Below are 24,056 nucleotides of genomic sequence, written 5' to 3'. Positions count from 1 at the left end.
CCTCGTGTCGACGTCCCCTGCACCCCACGACTCCGCACCACACAGCCCGGCCACCCCGGCTCCCACCGACGGACCCGTCCCCGCGCCCGAGCTGCTCGCGCCCCCCGAGCTGAACGCCACCGCCTGGACCCGGGCCTGCTCCCGCCTCCTCGCCAAGGCCCTCTCCGAGTTCTCCTACGAGGAGATCCTCGAACCCGTTCCCATGGACGACGGCGAACCCGACCGGCACGCACTGCGCCTCGACGACGGCACCACGCTCACCTTCCGTGCCCGCCGCGGCGCCTACGGCAGCTGGCACGTCGCCGCCGACTCCGTCACCCACGAGGGCCGGCCCCTCACCGACCCCTTCGACTTCCTGGTCCGCGCCCGCCACCTGCTCCGGCTCGACGGCGCCACCCTCGGCCATCTGATCCGCGAGCTCTCCGCCACCCTGGCCGCCGACGCCCGCCTCGACCACACGGCCCTCACCGCCGACCGGCTCGCCGAACTCTCCTACGCGGAACTCGAAGGCCACCAGACCGGCCACCCCTGGCTCGTCCTCAACAAGGGCCGCATCGGCTTCTCCGCCACCGACGTCGCCCACTGGGCCCCCGAGGCCCGCCGGGCGACCCGACTGCCGTGGATCGCCGTCAGCAACCGCCTCGCCGCCTACCGCGGCGTCCCCGGCCTCGACAGCCCCGACCGGCTCTACGCCCGGGAACTCGACCCCGAGGTGCACGCCGCCTTCCGCGCCGCGCTGACCGCCCGCGGCCACGAACCCGACGGCTACCTCCTGCTGCCCGTCCACCCCTGGCAGTGGGACGAGATCCTGCTGCCGCTCTACGCCCCGGCCATCGCCGCCGGGACCGTCGTCCCGCTCCCCGCCGACGGCGACCTCCGCCTGCCGCAGCAGTCCGTCCGTACCTTCCTCAACACCAGCCGCCCCGACCGCCACACCGTCAAACTGCCGCTGTCGGTTCTCAACACCCTCGTCTGGCGCGGACTGCCCACCGAGCGGACCCTCGCCGCGCCCGCCGTGACCGCCTGGGTCCACGGCCTGCGCGAGGCCGACCCCTTCCTGCGGGACGAGTGCGGAGTGATCCTCCTCGGCGAGGTCGCCTCCGTCACCGTCGAGCACCCGCTGTACGACCGGCTGCCCGAAGTCCCGTACCAGTACAAGGAACTCCTGGGCGCGATCTGGCGCGAGCCCCTGCGACTGCCCCCGGGCGAGCGGGCCCGCACCCTGGCCTCCCTCCTGCACACCGACCCGGAGGGCCGGGCGTTCGTCGCCGAGCTCGTCGAACGCTCCGGGATCGCTCCCGGCGTCTGGCTCCAGCGCCTCTTCGCCGCCCTGCTGCCGCCGCTGCTGCACTTCCTCTACCGCTACGGCACGGTCTTCTCCCCGCACGGAGAGAACGCGATCGTCGTCTACGACGGCGAGGACGTCCCCGTCCGCCTCGCGATCAAGGACTTCGTCGACGACGTCAACATCAGCGCACAGCCGCTGCCCGAGCACGACTCGCTCCCCGACGACGTCCGCGCCGTCCTCCTCACCGAGGAACCCGAATTCCTGATCCAATTCATCCATTCGGGGCTCTTCGTCGGCGTCTTCCGCTACCTGGCGCCGCTCTGCGAGGAACAACTCGGCGTGCCCGAAGACGACTTCTGGGGCCTCGTCCGAGCGGAGATCCTGCGGCACCAGGCGCGCTTCCCCGAGCTGAAGGAACGGTTCGAGCTCTTCGACCTCCTGACCCCGCGCATCGAGCGGCTCTGTCTCAACCGGAACCGTCTGCACCTGGACGGCTACCGGGACCGGCCCGAGCGCCCGCACGCGGCCGTCCACGGAACCGTCCCCAACCCGCTCGCCTGAGGCGCACGCGTGCCCCGGCTGTCAGTGCAGCCCCGTAGGGTGGAAGGGCTATGACGAAGCCATCCCTCCCCGACCTCCTCCACGCCGCCGTCTCCGCCGTCGGCGGCACGGAGCGGCCCGGCCAGGTCGCCATGGCCGAGGCCGTGGCCGAGGCCATCGACGACAACTCCCACCTCCTCGTCCAGGCCGGCACCGGCACCGGCAAGTCGCTCGGCTACCTCGTGCCGGCACTCGCCCAGGGCGAGCGGGTGGTGGTGGCCACGGCCACCCTGGCGCTCCAGCGCCAGCTCGTCGAGCGCGATCTTCCCCGGACGGTCGACGCGCTGCATCCGCAGCTGCGCCGCCGGCCGCAGTTCGCCATGCTCAAGGGCCGGTCCAACTACCTCTGTCTGCACCGGCTCCACGAAGGCGTCCCGCAGGACGAGGAGGACGGCCTCTTCGACCCCTTCGAGGCGGCCGCGCCCACGAGCAAGCTGGGCCAGGACCTGCTGCGGCTCCGGGACTGGTCGGACGAGACGGAGACCGGCGACCGGGACGACCTGACGCCGGGCGTCTCCGACAAGGCCTGGGCCCAGGTCTCCGTCTCCTCACGGGAATGCCTCGGCGCGAGCAAGTGCGCGTACGGACCGGAGTGCTTCGCCGAGGCGGCGCGCGAGCGCGCCAAGCTCGCCGACGTCGTCGTCACCAACCACGCCCTCCTCGCCATCGACGCCATCGAGGGAGCCCCGGTGCTCCCGCAGCACGAGGTGCTGATCGTCGACGAGGCCCATGAGCTGGTCTCGCGGGTGACGGGTGTCGCGACCGGGGAGCTCACACCGGGCCAGGTCAATCGCGCCGTGCGCCGTTCCGCGAAGCTCGTGGACGAGAAGACGGCCGACCAGCTGCAGACCGCCGCGGAGGGCTTCGAGCGGGTCATGGAGCTGGCGCTGCCGGGCCGCCTGGAGGAGATCCCGGAGGACCTCGCGTACGCGCTGATGGCGCTGCGGGACGCGGCCCGCGCCGTGATCACGGCCCTGGGGAACACCCGGGACCGGGCCGTGCAGGACGAGGACGCGGTGCGCAAGCAGGCCATGGCCTCGGTGGAGACCGTGCACGGCGTGGCGGAGCGGATCACCCACGGTTCCGAGTACGACGTCGTCTGGTACGAGCGTCACGACCGGTTCGGGGCATCGCTCCGGGTCGCTCCGCTGACCGTCTCGGGCCTGCTGCGGGAGAAGCTCTTCACGGAGCGTTCCGTGGTGCTCGCCTCGGCCACGCTCAAGCTCGGCGGCGACTTCAACGGGGTCGGGGCCTCGCTCGGACTGGCCCCCGAGGGCACCAAGGGCGACGACCTGCCCGTCTGGAAGGGCATCGACGTCGGCTCCCCGTTCGACTACCCGAAGCAGGGCATCCTGTACGTCGCCAAGCACCTCTCGCGCCCCGCGCGTGACGGAGAGCGGGGCGACATGCTCGACGAGCTCACCGAGCTGATGCAGGCGGCCGGCGGGCGGACCCTCGGTCTCTTCTCCTCCATGCGTGCCGCGCAGCAGGCGGCGGAGGAGCTGCGGAGCCGGATCCCGGAGCTGCCGATCCTGCTCCAGGGCGAGGACACCCTGGGCGAGCTGATCAAGAACTTCGCGGCCGACCCGAAGACCTGTCTCTTCGGCACGCTGTCCCTGTGGCAGGGCGTGGACGTCCCGGGGGCCAGCTGTCAGCTGGTCGTCATGGACAAGATCCCGTTCCCGCGCCCGGACGACCCGCTGATGAGCGCGCGGCAGAAGGCCGTCGAGGAGGCCGGCGGGAACGGCTTCATGGCGGTCGCGGCGACCCACGCGGCCCTGCTGATGGCCCAGGGCGCGGGCCGGCTGGTGCGTGCCACCGGCGACCGGGGCGTCGTCGCGGTGCTCGATCCCCGGCTGGCCACCGCCCGCTACGGCAGCTATCTGAAGGCCTCGCTGCCCGATTTCTGGTACACGACGGACCGCAACCAGGTGCGGAAGTCGCTCGCGGCCATCGACGCCGCCTCGAAGACGGTGGGCTAGCGCGTCGGGACACGGCAGGGCCCCGGGACCGGCGCAGTGGGTCCCGGGGCCCGGTCAGAGCCGGCGGGGAGTGTCACACCCGCCGCAGCACCGCCACGACCTTGCCGAGGATGGTGGCCTCGTCGCCGGGGATGGGCTGGTACGCCGCGTTGTGCGGGAGCAGCCAGACGTGGCCGTCCTCGCGCTTGAAGCGCTTGACGGTGGCCTCGCCGTCGAGCATCGCGGCGACGATGTCGCCGTTCTCCGCGACGGGCTGACGGCGGACGGTGACCCAGTCGCCGTCACAGATGGCGGCCTCGATCATCGAGTCGCCGACGACCTTCAGGACGAAGAGCTCGCCGTCGCCGACCAGCTGGCGGGGGAGGGGGAAGACGTCCTCGACGGACTCCTCGGCCAGGATCGGGCCACCGGCCGCGATCCGGCCGACCAGCGGGACGTACGACGCGGCGGGCTTGCCGGTGGTGTCCGTCGGCTGGGTGCTCGGCTGGTCGGAGCCGCGCACCTCGTAGGCCCGGGGTCGGTGCGGGTCGCGGCGGAGGAAGCCCTTGCGCTCGAGCGCCATGAGCTGGTGCGCGACCGAGGAGGTGCTGGAGAGGCCGACCGCCTGTCCGATCTCCCGCATCGACGGCGGGTAGCCGCGCCGCTGGACCGAGTCGCGGATGACTTCGATGACCCTGCGCTGCCGGTCGGTGAGCCCGGAGCTGTCGGCGCGGATGCCTGGAGGTCGCCCGGGGAGGGCGCGTGCGGGTCGCCCGGGCTCCTCGCCGTTCATGCTTGCGTCATTCATGGCGTGCACCGGCTCGAGTCGGCCCTGGGAGCGGTCCTGGGCGGTGATGGTGGCACTGTCTGCGGTGGTGGTCACGTCGTCGGCCCCTCTCGAATGGTCTCCCTGGCTGGCACAACGGTAGTGGCTTTCGAAAGGTTGCGCCAAACACACGTTCGAGTGAAAATTCGCGGATTGCCTTACGCGCGTATGTGCGGGGGTGTATGAGCCCGCTCACTCCGTCGTCCCAAATCGGTCGTTACGGTAGCCTTCGCCGCTGGGTCGCGAGCAACCGGTGCACCGTCCCAGTGTCGCACCCGGGGCCGCGGATTCCCGGGAGTGCCGGGCTTGCGACACGCGGAGGGGTCGTAAGTGCCCCCAACCCAAGATCTAGTGGTTGGATGGCACCGGCCACCCAGGGGTAGTGGTCCCCGGTCTGCCGGGGGTGCCCGTATCGCCTATGCTGGTGGTCGCTTCGCAGGGCCTTGACGGGCCGGTGAGGCTCGTCAGTCGTGCCGTGAGGAGGGTCGGAACCAATGCACTGCCCCTTCTGCAGGCACCCCGACAGCCGTGTCGTCGACAGTCGCACCACCGACGACGGGACGTCGATCCGACGCCGCCGCCAGTGCCCCGACTGCTCCCGTCGTTTCACGACGGTGGAGACGTGCTCGCTCATGGTGGTGAAGCGCTCCGGTGTCACCGAGCCCTTCAGCCGTACCAAGGTCATCTCCGGCGTCCGCAAGGCGTGCCAGGGGCGACCGGTCACCGAGGACGCCCTCGCCATGCTCGGCCAGCGGGTCGAGGAGGCGGTGCGCGCCACCGGCAGCGCCGAGCTGACCACCCACGACGTGGGCCTGGCCATCCTCGGCCCCTTGCAGGAGCTCGACCTCGTCGCGTACCTGCGCTTCGCGTCCGTGTACAAGGCTTTCGACAGCCTCGAAGACTTCGAGGCCGCCATCGCGGAGCTCCGCGTGCGGCCTCCCGCTGAGAACCGCGGGACCGGTGCGACCCCCGAGGTCCCCGTTCCCGCCACCGCCGCCGACTGATCGGCGGACCGGGCCGTTCGACGGTCCGGCGACCGGCCGCCGTGCGGCCCGGCAGACGTGCCCTGGGTGACCCCTGTGGTCCCTGTGGCAGCAGTACAGAACGACGTACAGAAGACGGTGCCCTGGGACTATCTGGGTGCCAAAGTGTGTTTTGCCCGTATATGGGAGGCGGCATGACAGAGACGGCGAGCGGCCCGGCACGTGGTTCCCGCACCAAGGGAGCCAAGTCGGCGAGCAAGGGCCTGCGTATCGAGCGCATCCACACCACCCCCGGCGTGCATCCGTACGACGAGGTGGCCTGGGAGCGCCGTGACGTCGTCATGACCAACTGGCGCGACGGCTCGATCAACTTCGAGCAGCGTGGCGTCGAGTTCCCCGACTTCTGGTCGGTGAACGCGGTCAACATCGTCACCAGCAAGTACTTCCGCGGGGCCGTCGGCACCCCGCAGCGCGAGACCGGTCTCAAGCAGCTCATCGACCGGATCGTGAAGACCTACACGAAGGCCGGCGAGGACTACGGCTACTTCGCCTCGCCCGCCGACGCCGAGATCTTCGAGCACGAGCTGGCCTACGCCCTCCTGCACCAGATCTTCAGCTTCAACTCGCCGGTCTGGTTCAACGTCGGCACGCCGCAGCCCCAGCAGGTCTCCGCCTGCTTCATCCTGTCCGTCGACGACTCCATGGAGTCCATCCTCGACTGGTACAAGGAAGAGGGCATGATCTTCAAGGGCGGCTCCGGCGCCGGCCTGAACCTCTCCCGTATCCGCTCCTCCAAGGAGCTGCTCTCCTCCGGCGGCAACGCCTCCGGTCCGGTCTCCTTCATGCGCGGCGCCGACGCCTCCGCGGGAACGATCAAGTCGGGCGGCGCCACCCGTCGCGCGGCCAAGATGGTCATCCTCGACGTCGACCACCCCGACATCGAGGACTTCATCGAGACCAAGGTCAAGGAGGAGGAGAAGATCCGCGCCCTCCGTGACGCGGGCTTCGACATGGACCTGGGCGGCGACGACATCACGTCCGTCCAGTACCAGAACGCCAACAACTCGGTCCGCGTGAACGACACGTTCATGAAGGCCGTCGAGTCCGGCGGGAAGTTCGGCCTCACCTCGCGCATGACCGGCGAGGTCATCGAGGAGGTCGACGCCAAGGCGCTCTTCCGCAAGATGGCCGAGGCCGCGTGGGCCTGTGCCGACCCGGGCATCCAGTACGACGACACGATCAACCACTGGCACACCTGCCCCGAGTCCGGCCGCATCAACGGCTCGAACCCGTGCAGCGAGTACATGCACCTGGACAACACGTCCTGCAACCTCGCCTCGCTGAACCTGATGAAGTTCCTCAAGGACGACGGCAAGGGCAACCAGTCCTTCGACGTCGAGCGCTTCGCCAAGGTCGTCGAGCTCGTCATCACCGCGATGGACATCTCCATCTGCTTCGCCGACTTCCCCACCCAGAAGATCGGTGAGAACACCCGCGCCTACCGCCAGCTCGGCATCGGCTACGCCAACCTCGGCGCCCTGCTGATGGCGACCGGCCACGCGTACGACTCCGACGGCGGCCGCGCCCTCGCCGGCGCCATCACCTCCCTGATGACCGGCACCTCGTACAAGCGCTCCGCCGAGCTCGCCGCGGTCGTCGGCGCCTACGACGGCTACGCCCTCAACGCCGAGCCGCACCAGCGCGTCATGCAGCAGCACGCCGACGAGAACACCAAGGCCGTCCGCATGGACGACCTGGACTCGCCGATCTGGGCCGCCGCCACCGAGGCCTGGCAGGACGTGATCCGCCTCGGCGCCAAGAACGGCTTCCGCAACGCCCAGGCGTCCGTCATCGCCCCGACCGGCACCATCGGTCTCGCGATGTCCTGCGACACCACCGGCCTCGAGCCCGACCTCGCCCTGGTCAAGTTCAAGAAGCTCGTCGGCGGCGGCTCGATGCAGATCGTCAACGGCACCGTCCCGCAGGCCCTGCGCCGCCTGGGCTACCAGGAGGAGCAGATCGAGGCGATCGTCGCCCACATCGCCGAGCACGGCAATGTGATCGACGCCCCCGGCCTGAAGACCGAGCACTACGAGGTCTTCGACTGCGCCATGGGCGAGCGCTCCATCTCCGCGATGGGCCACGTCCGCATGATGGCCGCCATCCAGCCGTGGATCTCCGGCGCCCTCTCCAAGACCGTGAACCTGCCGGAGACGGCCACGGTCGAGGACGTCGAGGAGGTCTACTTCGAGGCCTGGAAGATGGGCGTCAAGGCGCTCGCGATCTACCGCGACAACTGCAAGGTCGGCCAGCCGCTCTCCGCCAAGAAGAAGGAGGAGGAGAAGGCCGAGGTCACCGCGAAGTCCGAGGCGACGATCCGCGAGGCCGTCGAGAAGGTCGTCGAGTACCGCCCGGTCCGCAAGCGTCTGCCCAAGGGCCGCCCGGGGATCACCACCTCCTTCACCGTCGGTGGCGCCGAGGGCTACATGACCGCCAACTCCTACCCGGACGACGGTCTCGGCGAGGTCTTCCTGAAGATGTCGAAGCAGGGCTCCACCCTCGCCGGCATGATGGACGCCTTCTCCATCGCCGTCTCCGTCGGCCTGCAGTACGGCGTCCCGCTCGAGACCTACGTCTCGAAGTTCACCAACATGCGCTTCGAGCCGGCCGGCATGACGGACGACCCGGACGTGCGGATGGCGCAGTCGATCGTCGACTACATCTTCCGCCGCCTGGCGCTGGACTTCCTGCCCTTCGAGACCCGCTCCGCCCTCGGCATCCACTCGGCCGAGGAGCGTCAGCGTCACCTCGACACCGGCTCGTACGAGCAGCCCGAGGACGAGGACGTCGACGTCGAGGCGCTCGCCCAGTCCGCGCCCCGCGCCCAGGAGCTGAAGGCCGTCGCGGCCCCGGCCCCGAAGGCCGAGGTCCCGGCTCCGAAGCAGGCCCACACCTCCGCGGAGCTCGTCGAGATGCAGCTCGGCATCAGCGCCGACGCCCCGCTCTGCTTCTCCTGCGGCACCAAGATGCAGCGGGCCGGCTCCTGCTACATCTGCGAGGGCTGCGGCTCGACCAGCGGCTGCAGCTGACGCCGGCCGGTGCGCTGAGCGGCGGAAGCCGCTGAGCGCACCGGATCGCCCGTCCGATCGCCCGTGAAGGGGCGCCGACCACCGGTCGGCGCCCCTTTTCGCATGGGGACGCCGTGGCCGGCCGGGCCTCAGGACGCGGCGGAGCCCAGGAGCGTGCCGAAGGTCTGCGGGTCGGCGTCGAAGCCGCGGCTGATCGAGCGGTACGACCAGCCGTCCGCGCCGTCGCGGGTGAACTCGACGACCGTCGCCGAGCGGGCCCCGGGAACGTCCGCGAAGTCGTGGGTCAGCAGGTCGGTGTAGCCCTCGCGGACCCGTATGCCCGTGTTCGCTATGTCGCCGAAGGTCAGCCGCCCGCCACCCTGCTGTATGGCGACGCCCACCACCACGCGCGCGTACCGCGCGTCCAGCCGGTCGAGCTCCAGGGTCATGGCCTCGTCGTAGCCGAATCCCTGGCCCGTACGACTGTCCCGGTGGAGCGTGATCGTGCCGTCCGGGGAGCGGCTGCCGAAGTGCACCAGATGGGCCGGCGCGCCGTGCGGGTCGTCTGTGGGGAAGACCCCGGCGACCAGATCCAGGTCGTGCGCCGGAGCGCCGGCCGGCGCGGGGTCCCACTTGAGCGTGACCTCGACGCGCGCGACCCCCTTGTTGAGTCCGCTCATGGTGCTTCCCCTCTCCGCGTGCGCCCCCGCGCACAGCTCGCCTCGTACCGTCGACCCGTTCAAAAGCCCGTGGTCGTGGGCCGATTACTCATGGTGTCATGTGCCTACGACAGTGGAACCGGCGCTTGAGGGGGAGAGCGGTTTGTGGAGCTGTGACGAGCTGGATCTCGACGCATATCTGGCTCGAATCGGATACGACATCGGGCGGGACGGGGAACTCGCCGCCGATCTCCAGACCTTGACGGCCCTTCACCGGGCGCACGTTTCGGCCATTCCGTTCGAGAACCTCGACGTCGCCCTCGGGCGGAACGTTCCCCTGGACCTGAAGAGCCTTCAGAGCAAGCTCGTCGAGCGGCGCCGGGGCGGCTACTGCTACGAGCAGAACTCCCTCTTCGCGGCGGTCCTCGAACGGATCGGCTTCCAGGTGGCCGGCCGCGGGGCCCGCAACCGCTCACGGGGTGCGGCGCTGCCGCCGGTCACCCACGCGCTCCTCGTGGTCACGGTCGAGGGCGAACAGTGGCTCGCCGACGTCGGGTTCGGCTGGCAGGGGCCGCTGGAGCCGGTGCCGCTGCGCGACGGCGCGCGCGTGGAGCAGGGCGGCTGGACGTTCGGGATCGGCGTCGAGGACGAGGGCATCACGGCGCTGCGTTCGCTGCGGCCGGAGGGGTGGACCGATCTGTACGCGTTCTCGCCGCAGACCCTCTACCCCGGCGACTTCACCGTCATGAACCACTACAGCTCCAGCCACCCGCAGTCGCGTTTCCTCGGCCAGGTCGTGGCACAGCAGCCCGGGCCGGACGTGCGCAGGGCCCTGGTGCGCGAGCTCCTCTCCACGGTGCGTACGGACGGATCCGCCGAGGAACGGACGGTGGACGCGACCGAGTTGGCAGCCACGCTGGAGGCCGATTTCGGGATCGAACTGGACGACGAGGAGCGCGCCGGTCTGGAACGCGTGCACACGGCGGGACTCTGACGGGGTCTGCCGGGGCGCTCTCCGGCCCCGTACGATGGCGCGGTGCTGGTCAAGTGGATTCGCTGCACCGTGGTGGACCGTCGTGGGTTCGAGCGGGGGCAGCGGAAATGGGCGGGTCTGCTCGGTGAGCCGGGATTCCGGGGACAGGGCGGTGGGTGGAGCCGGGGTCGCCCGGACGTCGCCCACATCTTCGCGTTCTGGGAGAGCCGGGCCTTCTACGACTCCTTCATGGCGCGGTCGCACGATCGGCTGGCGGCCGCCCAGGTGGGCACGTTCAAGGACGTCCAGGTCAAGCTCTTCGACCACCGCTTCGACGTGAAGACGGGCTTCGAGCCGCGGTTCGCCGACGCCGACGTGGCGCGGGTGGCGCACTGCCGTGTCCACGAGGAGCGTGCCGAGCACTTCGCGCTCATGCAGGAGAAGGTGTGGAACCCGGCCATGGCCGGGTCTCCCGGCATGCTCCGGGGCCTGTTCGGCGAGGCCCCCGGCAGCGAATTCCTGGTGCTCTCCCTGTGGCAGTCCGCGGCCGAGCACGGAAAATACCGGGTCGAGCGCATCGAGCGGCTCGGGCTGCGGGCCCGTACCGCGGCCGACGTGGCGGCGCTGAACGGGGACGTCGTGCAGCTCGAACCGTCCTGGACGGTCTGAGCCTCCCCGGGCGCGTACCCCGGATGGGCTCCGGGCGCCGCCTCGGCTGCGCCCGCCGGAGAGGGGCGATCTAGGGTCGGGGTATGGCACGACCGCGGCGCATCGTTCTCGTACGGCACGGAGAGTCCGAGGGCAATGCCGATGACACGGTGTACGAGCGCGAGCCCGACCACGCCCTGAGGCTGACCGAGACCGGGTGGCGGCAGGCGGAGGAGACGGGGGAGCGGCTGCGGAGGCTCTTCGGCGAGGAGCCGGTCAGCGTCTACGTCTCGCCGTACCGCCGTACCCATGAGACCCTCCGGGCCTTCCGGCTTCCCACGGAGCAGGTCCGGGTGCGGGAGGAGCCGAGGCTGCGGGAGCAGGACTGGGGCAACTGGCAGGAGCGGGAGGACGTACGCCTGCAGAAGGCGTACCGGGACGCGTACGGGCACTTCTTCTACCGCTTCGCGCAGGGCGAGTCCGGTGCCGACGTCTACGACCGCGTCGGCGCCTTCCTGGAGAGCCTGTACCGCAGCTTCGAGGCGCCCGACCACCCGCCCAACGTCCTGCTCGTCACCCACGGGCTGACCATGCGGCTGTTCTGCATGCGCTGGTTCCACTGGACGGTCGCGGAGTTCGAGTCGCTGTCGAACCCCGGCAACGCCGAGACCCGCACGCTCCTGCTCGGGGAGGACGGCAGATACCGCCTGGACAGGCCGTTCGAACGCTGGCGTACCCCGGAACCGTACGGCCCCACCGGATAGACGGGAGTTGTTGACGGGAACGGTGGTGGCGGCCGCGAAGACGTCGAGCGTCACCGGTCTGTCGGGAGACCTTGAGGCCAGGACGGGAAGAGGTATCCGCTCGACGCCCACGCGACCGCCACCACCACGAGCACCAGAGCCTGCACCGGTCTATCCGGAGGCTTTCATCAGCCCGAGTGGCAACAGATGTCACAGTCCTTGTGCTCGAACAGACCCAGCGGACCACCTGGATGGTGCTGGTTCCGTTAGCTACGAATTAGAGTGGCAGACCGATGACCGCTGACTCCTCACCCGACCGGCGCTTCGACCGCGCCCTGGCCAGCCTGCGCGGGCTGTCCGTGGGAGACGCCCTGGGCTCCCAGTTCTTCGTACCCGCCCACTACCCCCTGCTGAAGCGGCGCGAGCTGCCCGCCGGCCCCTGGCAGTGGACCGACGACACCGAGATGGCCTGCTCCGTCCTGGCCGTCCTCGCCCTCCACCACCGGATCGACCAGGACGCCCTGGCCCTGTCCTTCGCGGAGCACCACGACTTCGACCGGGGCTACGGCCCGGCGGTCAACCGGATGCTCCGGCTCATCCGGGAGGGTGGCGACTGGCGCGAACTGGCCGCCGCACTCTTCAACGGGCAGGGCTCCTGGGGCAACGGCGCCGCGATGCGGATCGCCCCGCTGGGAGCCTGGTACGCCGACGACCCCGAGCAGGCGACCCACCAGGCCGAGATCTCCGCGTACACCACCCACCAGCACCGGGAGGCCGTGGTCGGGGCCATGGCCGTCGCCGCAGCGGCCGCGATCGCTGCCGACCCGGCCGGACCGCCCACCCCCGAGGCGCTGCTCGACGGGGTCATCGCCCTGGTACCGCGCAGCGCGGTCGGCGCGGGCCTGCGCAGGGCCCGGGACATGCTCGACTACGGCGACGCGAGCACGGTCGCCGCGGTGCTCGGCAGCGGACGGCGGACGAGCGCCCACGACACGGTCCCCTTCGCGCTCTGGTCGGCCGCGCGCGGCCTCGGCGACTTCGAGCGGGTTTTCTGGACGACCGCGCAGGTCGGCGGCGACGTCGACACCACCTGCGCCATCGCCGGGGGAGTGGTCGCCGCCGCGGCGGCCGGCGCGCCGCCGGAGGAGTGGCTGCGGCAGACCGAGGAGCTTCCGGGGTGGGTCCCGGACGGGACGGCCTGACGCGCTTCGATCTCCCCGGGCCTGACACGCTTCGATGTCCCCCGCCCTCGACGGGGCGGGGGACATCTTCGCGATCACGTACGCGTGCGCGTACTCGGGCCCGGACCCGCGGGCTGGGCGTGATCCGGTACGCGCGCGTACTCAGGCCATCGGACCCGCTGCCTCGGCGCGGCCGCTCAGCGCCTCCAGGTCGCTCTTGCGGACCCGGATCACCAGGACGGCCGTGACCAGGGCGATCAGCACCATGCCGACGGCTGCCGTGAAGGCCGAGGAGATGCCGGAGGTCAGCACCTCGTGCCCCCAGGGAGCGGGCAGCTCCTTCGCCTTCAGCGCCTCGGCCTGCTGCTCGGGCGTCGAGTGCGCGAGGAAGTCCGGCAGCTGCTTCTCGCTCTCCTCGCGGCTCGCCGTGCCGAAGACGGTGACCAGGATGGAGAGGCCGAGCGAGCCGCCGACCTGCTGGGTCGCGTTGAGCAGACCCGAGGCGGCGCCCGCCTCGTGCTGGGCGACTCCGGAGACGGCCGTGAGCGTGAGCGTCACGAAGTTGAGGCCCATGCCGAAGCCGAACACGACCATCGGGCCGAGTACCCCGCCGACGTAACCGCTGTCCGACGAGATGAACGTCAGCCAGAAGAGGCCGACGCCGGTGAGCGTCGCTCCGGTCACCATGAACGGCTTGGGGCCGAGGACCGGGAGCAGGCGCTGGGCGAGCCCCGCGCCGACGCCGATCGCCAGGGTCACGGGGAGGAAGGCGAGTCCGGCCTGGACCGGGCTGTAGCCCAGGACGTTCTGCACCCACAGCACGATGAAGAAGAACATGCCGAACATGGCGGCGGACAGGCTCAGCATGATGACGTACGTGCCCGAGCGGTTGCGGTCCGCGAACATGCGCAGCGGGGTGATCGGTTCCTTGGCGCGCGACTCCACCACGGCGAAGGCCACGAGGAGGACCACCGCGGCGGCGAAGGACCCCATGGTCAGGCCGTCCTTCCAGCCCTCCTCGGACGCCCGGATGAAGCCGTAGACCAGCGCCGCCATGCCCAGCGTCGAGGTCGTGGCGCCCGCGATGTCGAACCGGCCCGGATGGCGCTCGGACTCGGCGATGTAGCGCGGGGTGAGGAAGGCGATCAGCAGGCCGATCGGCACGTTGACGAAGAAGACCCAGCGCCAGTCGAGCCACTCGGTGAGCGCTCCGCCGGCGAGCAGGCCGATCGCGCCGCCGCCGGCGGAGACCGCGGCGAACACGCCGAACGCCCGGTTGCGCTCAGGACCTTCGGGGAACGTCGTGGTGATCAGCGCGAGCGAGGTGGGCGAGGCTATCGCGCCGCCGACGCCCTGCAGGGCCCGTGCCGCGAGCAGCTGCCAGGGCTCCTGGGCGAAGCCGCCGAGCAGCGAGGCGAACGTGAAGAGCAGGATTCCGGCCATGAACACCCGGCGGCGGCCCATGATGTCGCCGGCGCGCCCGCCGAGGAGCAGCAGGCCGCCGAAGGTGAGCGTGTAGGCGCTGAGCACCCACGACAGATCGGTGGTCGAGAAGGAGAGCGCGTCCTGGATGTGCGGCAGCGCGATGTTCACGATGGTGGCGTCGAGGACGACCATCAGCTGGCAGGCGGCGATGACCGTCAAGGCGATGCCCGGCCGACCCGCGGCGCGAGTCGGCTCGTCCTTGGGCTGTGTGTCCACCGGAGAAGTTGTCACTATGGATCCCCCACGGAAGAATTAGTGAACGCACCCGTTCACTGTTCGCCACGGTAGTGAGTCCCCCTCAGTGAACGCAACCGTTCACTGGGCGCTGCCGACGAATCGAATACGCGTCAACGGAGAGATCCTGATGGTTACTTCGCGCTCCACGGCCGCCGCCCGGCCGGAGCGGTCGGCGCTGCGACGCCGCGGCCCCGTGCTCGAGCGGGCGATCCTGGAGGCCACGCTCGACCAGCTGGGCAGTGTCGGCTGGAGCGGCCTCACGATGGAGGGTGTCGCGGTCGGCGCGCAGACGGGCAAAGCCGCGGTGTACCGCCGGTGGCAGTCCAAGGAAGACCTCGTCGCGGACGCGCTCCAGGCCGGGCTGCCGAGGCTCGACGAGGCTCCGGACACCGGCCGCGTGCGTGAGGACCTGTACGAGCTGTGCCGTCAGGTCCGGGACGTCATGTACTCCAAGCCCGGCTTCGCGCTGCGTTCCGTTCTTCACGAATGCGATGCCGAGGCCGCCGCGCGCTTCCATGGGCTGATCGAGACGGGTGTCGTCGAACCGTCCAAGCGGCTCTTCCGGGATGTGCTGCAGCGCGGAATCTCGCGCGGAGAGGTGCGCGCCGACGCGATCGACGATCTCGTCCTGGATGTCATCCCCGCCATGATGATGTACCGATCCAAGGTGTGCGGAAGCGAATGGCCGGACGATGAGATCGCCGATGTCATCGACCGGGTCATGGTGCCGCTGCTGCGCGCCTGAACCGGTCGGGAGCGGCTGGGGGGCCTTCGGCTCGGGGCCTTCCGGGGCGGGAGCGCGATGGGCCGCCGGACGGGGAATCGGGCCGGCTGTGACCAGCCTCCGGGCGCCTGTGGCGAATCCGGGTATCGCGGGTGGCGTCAGGCGGCGTAACCTGTCTGGCGCCATGCCGTACGAACCTCCCACCCACACCGTCGAGCGGTCGCTCCGAGCCACCACCGGCGCCAAGATCGTCGCCGGGGTCGACGAGGTCGGACGCGGGGCGTGGGCCGGCCCCGTCACGGTGTGCGCGGCCGTCACCGGCCTTCGCCGGCCCCCCGAGGGGCTCACCGACTCGAAGCTGCTCACCCCCAAGCGCCGGAACACGCTGGCCGCGGAGCTCGAGGGCTGGGTCACCGCGTACGCGCTCGGCGACGCCTCTCCGCTGGAGATCGACGAACTCGGGATGACCGCGGCGCTGCGGCTCGCGGCCGTCCGCGCCCTCGAAGGCCTTCCCGTGCGACCCGACGCGGTGATCCTGGACGGCAAGCACGACTACCTCGGCAGCCCCTGGCGGGTCCGTACGGTGATCAAGGGCGACCAGTCCTGCGTCGCCGTCGCCGCCGCCTCCGTCATAGCGAAGGTCCGGCGCGACGCCCTCATGGCCGAGCTGGAGGGCGAGGGCGGTCAGTACGCGGCATACGCCTTCGCCGCCAACGCGGGCTACCCTTCGCCGGTCCACAAGGCGGCGCTCGAAGAGCTGGGGCCCACCCCGTACCACCGACTCTCCTGGTCGTACCTGGACGCGCTGCCCCAGTGGCGCCACCTCAAAAAGGTCCGCCTCTCCGCCGAGGCGGCCGCGCTGGAGAGCGGGGGCCAACTCGGCTTCGACTTCTGAACTTCCGGTCACGGGGGCCCTGTCCGAGGGCCGTCCACGCGGCCGGGGTGCACATGTGTGCCCACCCGCCGGTGCTCCGCGCAGCGGCGTTTGATAGACATCCATTCATGCCTCTCATCCCCGAGGAGCCTCAGATTCACGAGAGCGCCCAGGGTCCCCGCGCCACCGCGGCCGCCGGCCGCCCCGCGTCGACCCCCCGTCCCGTACCCGGCCCGCGTTCCGCGGCCTCTCCGCGTCCCGGACGCCCCGGTCCCGGCCCGGCCAGGCCCGCAGCGCCGGCGCCGCACCCGCAGCCCGGTGCCGGGCAGTCTCCGGCCAAGCGCCCGGAGAATCGTTCCGACCGGGGAACCACCCCGCAGCTCCAGCTGATCCCGGCTCCGGTCGACGGCGCGCTGGACGCCGCCGAGGAGGCCCTGGACCTGCTCCTGGAGAGCGGGCGGGCGCCCGGCGAGATCCTGGTGCTCACCACCGGTGACCCGCACCCGTGGGCGGCCCATGAGCTGTCCTTCGGCGAGGCCGCCTACTGGGCCCAGCAGGACACCGGCGACGACGTGTTCTTCGCGGACGCCGCCGCCGTGGAGCGGGCCGCCGCCCGCCCCGTGGTGATCGTCGCCGTGAACGGCGGGGACGAGGAGACGGCCGCCCGGGCCCTTCCCTCGGCGATGACCCGCGCGGGCGCGCTGCTCGTCGTCTGCGGCGACCCGCAGCGCATCACGGCGCTGCTCGGAGCCGGCGCCGGCGTCTGACCGACACCCCTCCGCCGGACCCCGGCCGGACCCACCGGACCCCGGCCGGGCACGGCGGGGGTCCGGCGCGGCCCGGATGAGGGTCCGGAACGGCCCTGTGGAGTCCGCGTACCGCCCTGTGGGGTCCGGTACGACCCCGTGGAGTCCGGCGGGGGCGCGCGATCAGCGTGCGGCCGCCCGGCGCAGGGGTTCGCTCGCGCCGCTCGCGGTTCTCGGTGTGAGCAGGCCGAGTTCACTCGGTCCGTCACCCAGCGGCAGGGGGAGTGAGTCGGAGCTCGGCCGCCGGCCTCCCCGGCCCTCGCCGAGCACCTGCCAGCCTCCTCCGGTCAGCGTGATGTACGCGCCGCAGCGGAGCCCGTGCAGTGTGCAGGCGTCCCGGAGCCCCCACATCCAGGCTCCGTCCTCCTCCGTCCAGCGCTCGTCGCCCTCGCGGCAGTACAGCAGGACCGCGGTCCGCACGGGCGTGCGTCTCCGGAGGTCATGCGGAATGACCCGCCGCAGATGCGCGAGGAGCGCGTTGCGGAACTCCCAGCCGTCCGCCGCGACGGGGCGGCGGACGAACGAGGCGCTGGCGGCGAGCCGTTCCTCGTGGTCCAGGACGGCGATAACCGCCGTGGAGGGCGTGGGCGCGTGCCGTGAGTGAAGGCCGCTGACGACCTCGCGAGGGTTGCGCAGCAAGGGAATTCCCGCCGCGGCCCACTCGGAGGGTTCAAGCATCCGAGCGAGGCGGCTGGCGGACTGGGACGACGATCTGAGCGAGGCGGCTGTGGGCGGAGCGAATCCGAGGGTCACGGTCCTCCCTTCGGATACGCGCCCGCAAGCGGGCAAGGTCGGGTGAGGGCGCACCACGGCACAGTCCTTCCGGACCGCTGACGGGCCGTGCGGGGCGGTTTCCCAATTCTTGCGGGCCCGTGCGCGAGCGGCAACGAGCAATTGAGACCGCTGACGGGATTGAGTCGGTATGCCACTCATATCCCTGCCCAGTTGCCCATTGTTCACTCCCCGTTTCCCCTCCTGTTTCACCCCTGGACGGCGAGTACCAGTGGAAACACCCCTTCTGCTCCGGCCCGTCGCAGCAGTCGCGCCGACACCGCCAACGTCCATCCGGTGTCCGAGAAATCGTCCACGAGGAGCACCGGCCCACCCGCGCCCGCCAGCCGCTCCGCCAGCTCCGGAGGGACCGTCAGCGTCCGCTGCAGACCGACGACCCGCTGGGCACTGTTGGTCCGCGAGAGACGGAGGTCCTCCGCCTCCGGCGCGTACTCCACCATGCCGAGAAAGGGCATCCTGCCGATCTCGGCGATCCGCTGCCCGAGCGAACCCACCAGACGCGGCTTCCGGTGGGAGGCGACCGTGACCACACCGGCGGGCCGGGCCGGCGCGTCCGGCGCCCCGGAGGCCCAACCTCCGGGCCCCTTGGCCCAGTCCGCCAGCACGTGCACCACCGCCTGCACGACGTCGTCCGGCACGGGCCCGTCCGGCGTCCCGTCGGCCAGCAGCGGACGCAGCCGGTTGCCCCAGCCGATGTCCGAAAGCCGCCCCAGGGCCCGGCCGCCGAACGACTGCTCCCCGGGCGGAATACGGCCCTTCAGGTCGACCCCGACCGCGGCGAGTCCGGTGGGCCACATCTTCCGGGGCTCGACCTCCACGCCGGGCCGCCCCAGCTCGCCCTTGGCCGCGTCCAGCGCGGCATCGGACACCTTCGGGTCGAACCTGCTCCCCGCGCAGTTGTCGCAGCGGCCGCACGGAGCGGCCTCCTCGTCGTCCAACTGGCGCCGCAGGAACTCCATCCGGCACCCCGTGGCCGCCGCGTAGTCGCGCATCGCCTGCTGCTCGGCGGCCCGCTGCCGCGCCACCCAGGCGTACCGCTCGGTGTCGTACACCCAGGGCTGCCCGGTGCTCTCCCAGCCGCCCTTCACCCGGCGCACCGCGCCGTCCACGTCCAGGACCTTGAGCATGGTCTCCAGCCGGGTCCTGCGCAGCTCGACCAGCGGCTCGAGGGCGGGCAGGGACAAGGGCCGGCCGGCCTGTGCGAGCACGTCGAGCGTGCGGCGCACCTGCTCCTCGGGCGGAAAGGCCACCGAGGCGAAGTAGCGCCAGATCGCCTCGTCCTCCTTGCCGGGCAGCAGCAACACCTCCGCGTGCTCCACCCCTCGCCCGGCCCGGCCCACCTGCTGGTAGTACGCGATGGGGGAGGACGGCGACCCGAGATGCACCACGAAACCCAGGTCCGGCTTGTCGAAGCCCATGCCGAGGGCCGAGGTCGCCACCAGCGCCTTCACCCGGTTGGCCTGCAGATCGTCCTCCGCCTGCTGCCGGTCGGCGTTCTCCGTCCGACCGGTGTAGGAGGACACGATGTGCCCGCACTGGCGCAGGTAGGCGGTGACCTCGTCGGCCGCGGCGACCGTCAGCGTGTAGATGATGCCGGAGCCGGGCAGTTCGCCGAGATGGTCGGCGAGCCAGGCCAGCCGGTGCGCCGCGTCCGGCAGTCCGACCACGCCCAGACTCAGGCTCTCCCGGTCGAGGGGCCCGCGCAGGACGAGGGCGTCCGTGCCCGCGCCCGTGCCGAGCTGCTCGGCCACGTCCGCCGTCACCCGGGCGTTCGCGGTCGCCGTGGTGGCCAGCACCGGAACACCGGCGGGCAGGTCGGCCAGCATCGTGCGCAGCCGGCGGTAGTCGGGCCGGAAGTCGTGGCCCCAGTCCGAGATGCAGTGCGCCTCGTCGACCACGAGCAGCCCGGTGGCGGCGGCGAGCCGGGGCAGCACCTGATCGCGGAAGTCGGGATTGTTGAGCCGCTCCGGGCTCACCAGGAGCACGTCCACCTCACCGGAGGCGACCTCGTCCTGGACCGTCTCCCACTCCTCGGTGTTCGACGAGTTGATCGTCCGGGCACGGATGCCCGCCCGGGCCGCCGCCTCCACCTGGTTGCGCATGAGCGCGAGCAGGGGGGAGACGATCACGGTCGGGCCGCTGCCCCGCTCACGGAGCAGCGAGGTCGCCACGAAGTACACGGCCGATTTGCCCCAGCCGGTCCGCTGCACCACCAGGGCCCGGCGCCGGTCGGCGACCAGGGCCTCGATGGCCCGCCACTGGTCCTCGCGCAGTCTGGCCCGGCCGGTCGGGTCGGAGACGAGACGGGCGAGCACGGCATCGGCGGCGGTTCGGAGGGCGGCGCGGTCTTCCGGCGGGGCTGCTTGGGTCATGCCTCCATGCAACCCGATGCCTCGGACATCTCGCGAATGAGAGAGCGAACCTGTGGACAACTCGGCGGCCCGACGGATGCCCCGTTCCGGGAGTTATCCACAGGGGTTTCGGATTTCGGGAGATCGCGAGACCGTCCTGACCATGAACGCGAATCACCATGAATCCAGCGGACCCTCCCGTACCCAGCGAATCACCCTGCGCGGCCCTGCGGAGCTGGCTGACGCCCTTCCGTTCGTGCTGGGCTTCCACCCCACCGACTCCGTCGTCCTGGTCGCCCTCCATGGGGAGCACGGCCGCTTCGGGGGCCGGGTCAGGCTCGGAATCCCGCGCTCGCCCCGGGAGTGGGCGTCCACCGCGGACCACCTCGCCGAGTGCCTCGTCGAGGGAGGCAGCCGGTCCGGCGCGCGGCCCGACGGCATCGTCGTCTTCCTGTGCCAGGACCCCGCTCCCGGCGAGACGGGCCGCAGCGTCATGGAGCGGCTCCGGCCCTTCGCGCAGCGCCTGCGGACCGCCTGCGGCGCCCTCGACATCCCGGTCTACGAGGCCCTGTGCATCACCGACGGGCTCTACTTCTCGTACTGCTGCCCCGACCAGCGCTGCTGCCCGCCGGACGGCACGCCGCTGGCGCTCACCGGCACCTCGGTGATGGCGGCGGCCGCCGCCTACGCGGGAGTGCAGGTGCGGGGCTCCCTGCGGGACATGGAGGCCCGGCTGAAGCCCCGGGGCGGGCCGGCGGACGAGGAGCAGCGGGCCGCTCTCGACGCGGCCGCGGCCTCGATCGTCCCCCGGATCCTCGAAGGGGCCGAAGGGACGGGGCGGGAGGAGGTGCGCGAAGGGACGCTGCGTCTCGCCCGGGAGGTCCTCCGCCGGTTCGTGAACCCGAAGAGCCCGGAGAGCCCGGGGAGCCAGGAGGGGGTCAGGGGCCAGGCCCTCGCGGGCGGTCGGGCCACCCCGGTGGGGCTGGTCGCTCCCGGACGGTCCGCCGGTTCCACGGCCGCGGACGATGTCGCGGACGACGCCCTGATCACCACCGACGAGGCGGCCGCTCTCGTCCTCGGCCTGCAGGACCGCGTCACCCGGGACCGCGCCGCCGAATGGATGGAGGGCTGGGAGGGGACCGCCGCCCTGAGGCTCTGGCGCGTCCTTGCCCGGCGCTGCGTCACGCCCTACGAGGAACATGCCGCCGCGCCCCTCACCCTCGCGGGCTGGACCGCCTGGTCCACGGGCGACGAACCCAGTGCCCGGGTCGCCCTCGGACTCGCCCTCGACGCCGACCCGGAGTACGTCTTCGCCCGGCTGCTGCACCAGGCGTGCAACGAGGGCCTCGACCCCGAGTCGCTCCGCTCCTGTCTGAGGAGCGAGCGGGACGCCCGGACCGCCTCGGAGCAGGAGGCCCCGCCGCCCTCCCGGCGGGTCCGGATGCGGGCCGGTCGCCGACCGGGCACCCCACTGACCCTCAGGAAGCCGGGGCGCCAGGCCGGTGGGAGCGAGCGCCGGGCGACGGCCGGAGTCCGCCCCGGCGGGCCCGCCACCGGGAGGCCGGCGAGCGGGACTCCGCGCGCCGGCGGCCGGCGCGGCTCCAGGAGTGGCCGATGACGACCGTGACCCGTTCGCCCGCGAGCGCGTTCAGCTCTCTGGCGGAGTCGCACGAACCGTCCCGCCGACACCCCGCCGGCCGCCCGGTTCGCACAGAGAGCACCCCGTACCCGCCATGGCTCCCAGCCCCGTCCCGGCCCCCGGCCGCCCCACCGCCCAGCCGTCCGGACCCGCCTCCGGGCACACGTCCGGTGCCGGCATCGCGTTCCCGCGCGCGACGCGGCCGGCGGAACTCCCCTCGGTGCACGGTGCGCTCGTCTGTGTGGCCCTGCCCGCCCTCGCCGTCTGCGCCGAACACGGTCAGCTCACCGGAGAAGGACCCGAAGGGGTGTACGAGGCGGGGCGGCGGCTCCTGTCCCGCTGCGTCCTGCGGGTGGCGGGACGCGAACCCGTCGCGCTCCAGGGCCGCATGGCGGCCGCCGACCGGGCGGTGTTCCTCGGCGTCCTGCGTGTCCCCGGGGACGCCGGCCCCGACCCCGCCCTCACCGTCGAACGCACGCGGAGCGCCGACGGCACCGAGCGGATCACCCTGCGCAGCGCCGCGGCCCGGCCCCTCAGGCTCCCCGTGGAAGTCGCTCTGGGGACGGATCTCGCGGACCTGGGCACGGTGGCGTCCGGGAGAACCGGTCCCGAACTCGCCGCGAGCGTCCACGGCACCGGGCTGCGGTGGACCGGCGCCGACGGCCGATCCGTCGCCGTCACGGCGGACCCGCCGCCCATGGACTCCCTGGCGGCGGCGGGAGTACTGCGCTGGGAGGCCGAGCTGGCACCCGGAGCGGTCTTCACCCTCCGGCTGCGTGTGCGAGCGGAGTCGGCCGCCCGGCGCGCCGGCTCCGTACAGGCGGGTTCCGGGCGGCCCGGAGGCCACCTCCTCGCCGAGGCCCTCGCCGAGGGCGACGACCCGCGGCCGGGAGAACTGCTCCGCGCCTCCGTCGAGGACCTGCGGGCCCTGCTCCAGCGCGACCCGGCCCACCCCGCGGACGTGTACCTCGCGGCCGGCGTCCCCTGGCGGTGCGGACCGGTCACCTCCGAGGCGCTCTGGGCGGCCCGTATGTCCCTGCCCCTCGGCACCCGGCTCGCCGCCACCACCCTGCGCGCCCTCGGGCGCACCCAACTCTCCGGCGGCGGGCCGGAGTCCGGCCGCCTCCAAGGACCCCTCAGAGACGCGGGCCCGCACCTCCCGCCCCGCTGCACGGGCATCGAAGCCACCCTCGCCTTTCCCTCCGTTCTCGCCGAGGCCCGCCGCTGGGGGCTCCCGTCCGCGGACCTGGAGGAGTTGCTTCCCGTGGCGGAGCGCTGCCTCGGCTGGCTCCTGCGTGCGGCCGGACGGCACGGTTTCGTGCCGGACCCGGGGCCCGCCGGGCCCTGGCGGGCCGAGACCCAGGCGCACGCACACCGCGCCGCCCTGCTCGGTGCCGACCTCCTCGACGGCTGCGGGCGGCCCGGGGGAGACGCCCTGCGCGACGCGGCGAGGACCCTGCGCGAGCGGTTCCGGCGCGAGTTCTGGCTCGACGACCCGGCGGGCGGCCGCCCCGCCGTCGCCCGCGCACCGGACGGCCGGAGGTGGCCGCAGCTGGGCGGATGGGCCGCGCACCTGCTCGACACCGGGCTGCTGGGCGGCGGCCGGTACGCACTGGGCCTTCTGGACAGGACGCAGACCGAACAGGTGGCCAGGCTGCTCGGCGCCCCGGCGCTCGACTCCGGCTGGGGAGTGCGCGGCCTCGGGACCAAGGAACCGGGCCACAACCCCTTCGGGCACCGGGCCGGAGCGGTCCGGGTGCACGAGACGGCGGTCGCCGTGGCGGGTCTCGCCGCCGCCGGTCACGAGAAGGAGGCCGCCTCCCTGCTGCGGGGGCTGCTCGACGCGGCGGAGGCCTTCGCCCACCGGCTCCCCGAGATGTACGCGGGAGAGCAGCGGACGACGGGCGGACGCCCGGTGCCGCACCCCGCGGCCTGCCGGCCGGCGGCCGTCGCGGCCGCCGGGGCGGTCCAGGCGCTCTGCGCCCTCGCGGGCATCCGGCCCGACGTGCCGGGCCGGTCCGTTTCGGTGCACCCGCTGGCCTCGGCCCCGCTCGGCGCGATCCGCCTGTCGGGGCTCGTGGTCGGCGGCGAACCCTTCGCCGTGCGGGTCGGCAGGCTGGGCCTCGGTATGGTCGAGGAGGCCGCAGAGGGCCTTCAACTGGGGGTGTGACGGGATGCCGGGCACAGAGACGAGGGAAGCCTCGCGGCGCGGTGAGGA

Annotated in this window: 18 protein-coding genes; 13 read left to right on the top strand and 5 right to left on the bottom strand. The window is 72.2% G+C overall.

Annotated elements, in window-relative coordinates; genetic code table 11:
* The first annotated feature begins 4 nt into the window (after window positions 1-4).
* Together ACF07V_RS25705 and ACF07V_RS25700 are read left to right on the top strand one after the other, a co-directional pair.
* The gene (locus ACF07V_RS25705; RefSeq protein ID WP_392157509.1) at window positions 5-1,849 is read left to right on the top strand and encodes an IucA/IucC family protein; all 1,845 of its coding nucleotides are present in this window, start codon (window positions 5-7) and stop codon (window positions 1,847-1,849) included.
* Between the two features lie 50 nt (window positions 1,850-1,899).
* Complete coding sequence (locus ACF07V_RS25700) at window positions 1,900-3,870, top strand: ATP-dependent DNA helicase (RefSeq protein ID WP_392157507.1); 1,971 nt, start codon at window positions 1,900-1,902, stop codon at window positions 3,868-3,870.
* Between the two features lie 73 nt (window positions 3,871-3,943).
* On the opposite strand, the gene lexA is transcribed toward ACF07V_RS25700, so the two are convergent.
* Entirely contained in the window at window positions 3,944-4,732 is a 789-nt protein-coding gene (gene lexA / locus ACF07V_RS25695; RefSeq protein ID WP_015036661.1) for a transcriptional repressor LexA, read from the bottom strand.
* A 437-nt stretch (window positions 4,733-5,169) separates the two neighbouring features.
* Here lexA and nrdR point away from each other — a divergent pair, with 437 nt between their 5' ends.
* Both nrdR and ACF07V_RS25685 read left to right on the top strand, forming a co-directional pair.
* Window positions 5,170-5,679: a transcriptional regulator NrdR gene (gene nrdR, locus ACF07V_RS25690; protein WP_392157505.1), complete on the top strand. Its 510-nt coding sequence runs from the start codon at window positions 5,170-5,172 to the stop codon at window positions 5,677-5,679.
* Between the two features lie 173 nt (window positions 5,680-5,852).
* Complete coding sequence (locus ACF07V_RS25685) at window positions 5,853-8,747, top strand: vitamin B12-dependent ribonucleotide reductase (RefSeq protein WP_392157503.1); 2,895 nt, start codon at window positions 5,853-5,855, stop codon at window positions 8,745-8,747.
* A 128-nt stretch (window positions 8,748-8,875) separates the two neighbouring features.
* On the opposite strand, the gene ACF07V_RS25680 is transcribed toward ACF07V_RS25685, so the two are convergent.
* Window positions 8,876-9,406 carry a TerD family protein gene (locus tag ACF07V_RS25680; protein ID WP_392157501.1) on the bottom strand — a complete coding sequence of 177 codons (531 nt, stop codon included), beginning with the start codon at window positions 9,404-9,406 and terminating at the stop codon, window positions 8,876-8,878.
* A 142-nt stretch (window positions 9,407-9,548) separates the two neighbouring features.
* On the opposite strand from ACF07V_RS25680, the gene ACF07V_RS25675 reads away from it, so the two are divergent.
* From ACF07V_RS25675 to ACF07V_RS25660, 4 genes are all read left to right on the top strand, one after another.
* Entirely contained in the window at window positions 9,549-10,379 is an 831-nt protein-coding gene (locus ACF07V_RS25675; RefSeq protein ID WP_392157499.1) for an arylamine N-acetyltransferase, read from the top strand.
* 42 nt (window positions 10,380-10,421) lie between these two features.
* Window positions 10,422-11,027, top strand: a complete 606-nt coding sequence (locus tag ACF07V_RS25670; RefSeq protein ID WP_392157497.1) for a YdbC family protein — start codon at window positions 10,422-10,424, stop codon at window positions 11,025-11,027.
* A gap of 83 nt (window positions 11,028-11,110) precedes the next feature.
* Window positions 11,111-11,770 (top strand): histidine phosphatase family protein, encoded by a 660-nt coding sequence (locus ACF07V_RS25665; RefSeq protein ID WP_392157495.1) that lies wholly within the window; start codon window positions 11,111-11,113, stop codon window positions 11,768-11,770.
* Between the two features lie 272 nt (window positions 11,771-12,042).
* Window positions 12,043-12,951 (top strand): ADP-ribosylglycohydrolase family protein, encoded by a 909-nt coding sequence (locus ACF07V_RS25660; RefSeq protein WP_392157493.1) that lies wholly within the window; start codon window positions 12,043-12,045, stop codon window positions 12,949-12,951.
* Window positions 12,952-13,092: 141 nt separating this feature from the next.
* On the opposite strand, the gene ACF07V_RS25655 is transcribed toward ACF07V_RS25660, so the two are convergent.
* A complete protein-coding gene (locus tag ACF07V_RS25655; RefSeq protein ID WP_392157492.1) occupies window positions 13,093-14,631 on the bottom strand; it encodes an MFS transporter in 1,539 nt (512 codons plus the stop codon).
* 148 nt (window positions 14,632-14,779) lie between these two features.
* On the opposite strand from ACF07V_RS25655, the gene ACF07V_RS25650 reads away from it, so the two are divergent.
* The 3 genes from ACF07V_RS25650 to ACF07V_RS25640 all read left to right on the top strand — a co-directional run bounded on the left by ACF07V_RS25650 (window position 14,780) and on the right by ACF07V_RS25640 (window position 17,017).
* The gene (locus ACF07V_RS25650; RefSeq protein WP_392157637.1) at window positions 14,780-15,397 is read left to right on the top strand and encodes a TetR/AcrR family transcriptional regulator; all 618 of its coding nucleotides are present in this window, start codon (window positions 14,780-14,782) and stop codon (window positions 15,395-15,397) included.
* Between the two features lie 163 nt (window positions 15,398-15,560).
* The gene (locus tag ACF07V_RS25645; RefSeq protein WP_392157491.1) at window positions 15,561-16,271 is read left to right on the top strand and encodes a ribonuclease HII; all 711 of its coding nucleotides are present in this window, start codon (window positions 15,561-15,563) and stop codon (window positions 16,269-16,271) included.
* A 107-nt stretch (window positions 16,272-16,378) separates the two neighbouring features.
* Window positions 16,379-17,017 (top strand): hypothetical protein, encoded by a 639-nt coding sequence (locus ACF07V_RS25640; RefSeq protein ID WP_392157489.1) that lies wholly within the window; start codon window positions 16,379-16,381, stop codon window positions 17,015-17,017.
* Window positions 17,018-17,179: 162 nt separating this feature from the next.
* Here ACF07V_RS25640 and ACF07V_RS25635 read toward each other — a convergent pair whose 3' ends face one another.
* Together ACF07V_RS25635 and ACF07V_RS25630 are read right to left on the bottom strand one after the other, a co-directional pair.
* Entirely contained in the window at window positions 17,180-17,809 is a 630-nt protein-coding gene (locus ACF07V_RS25635; RefSeq protein WP_392157487.1) for a hypothetical protein, read from the bottom strand.
* A gap of 227 nt (window positions 17,810-18,036) precedes the next feature.
* A complete protein-coding gene (locus tag ACF07V_RS25630; RefSeq protein ID WP_392157485.1) occupies window positions 18,037-20,220 on the bottom strand; it encodes a RecQ family ATP-dependent DNA helicase in 2,184 nt (727 codons plus the stop codon).
* Between the two features lie 142 nt (window positions 20,221-20,362).
* Between ACF07V_RS25630 and ACF07V_RS25625 the strand changes: the two genes are divergently transcribed.
* Complete coding sequence (locus ACF07V_RS25625) at window positions 20,363-21,817, top strand: DUF4192 domain-containing protein (RefSeq protein WP_392157483.1); 1,455 nt, start codon at window positions 20,363-20,365, stop codon at window positions 21,815-21,817.
* 115 nt (window positions 21,818-21,932) lie between these two features.
* Window positions 21,933-24,008: a glycogen debranching N-terminal domain-containing protein gene (locus ACF07V_RS25620; protein WP_392157481.1), complete on the top strand. Its 2,076-nt coding sequence runs from the start codon at window positions 21,933-21,935 to the stop codon at window positions 24,006-24,008.
* The last annotated feature ends 48 nt before the right edge of the window (window positions 24,009-24,056 follow it).

It is taken from the genome of Streptomyces sp. NPDC015661 (genome assembly GCF_043077765.1).
GTDB lineage: Bacteria > Actinomycetota > Actinomycetes > Streptomycetales > Streptomycetaceae > Streptomyces.
The sequence above is the reverse complement of the archived record's forward strand: the minus strand, read 5'-3'. Positions and strand labels throughout refer to the sequence as shown.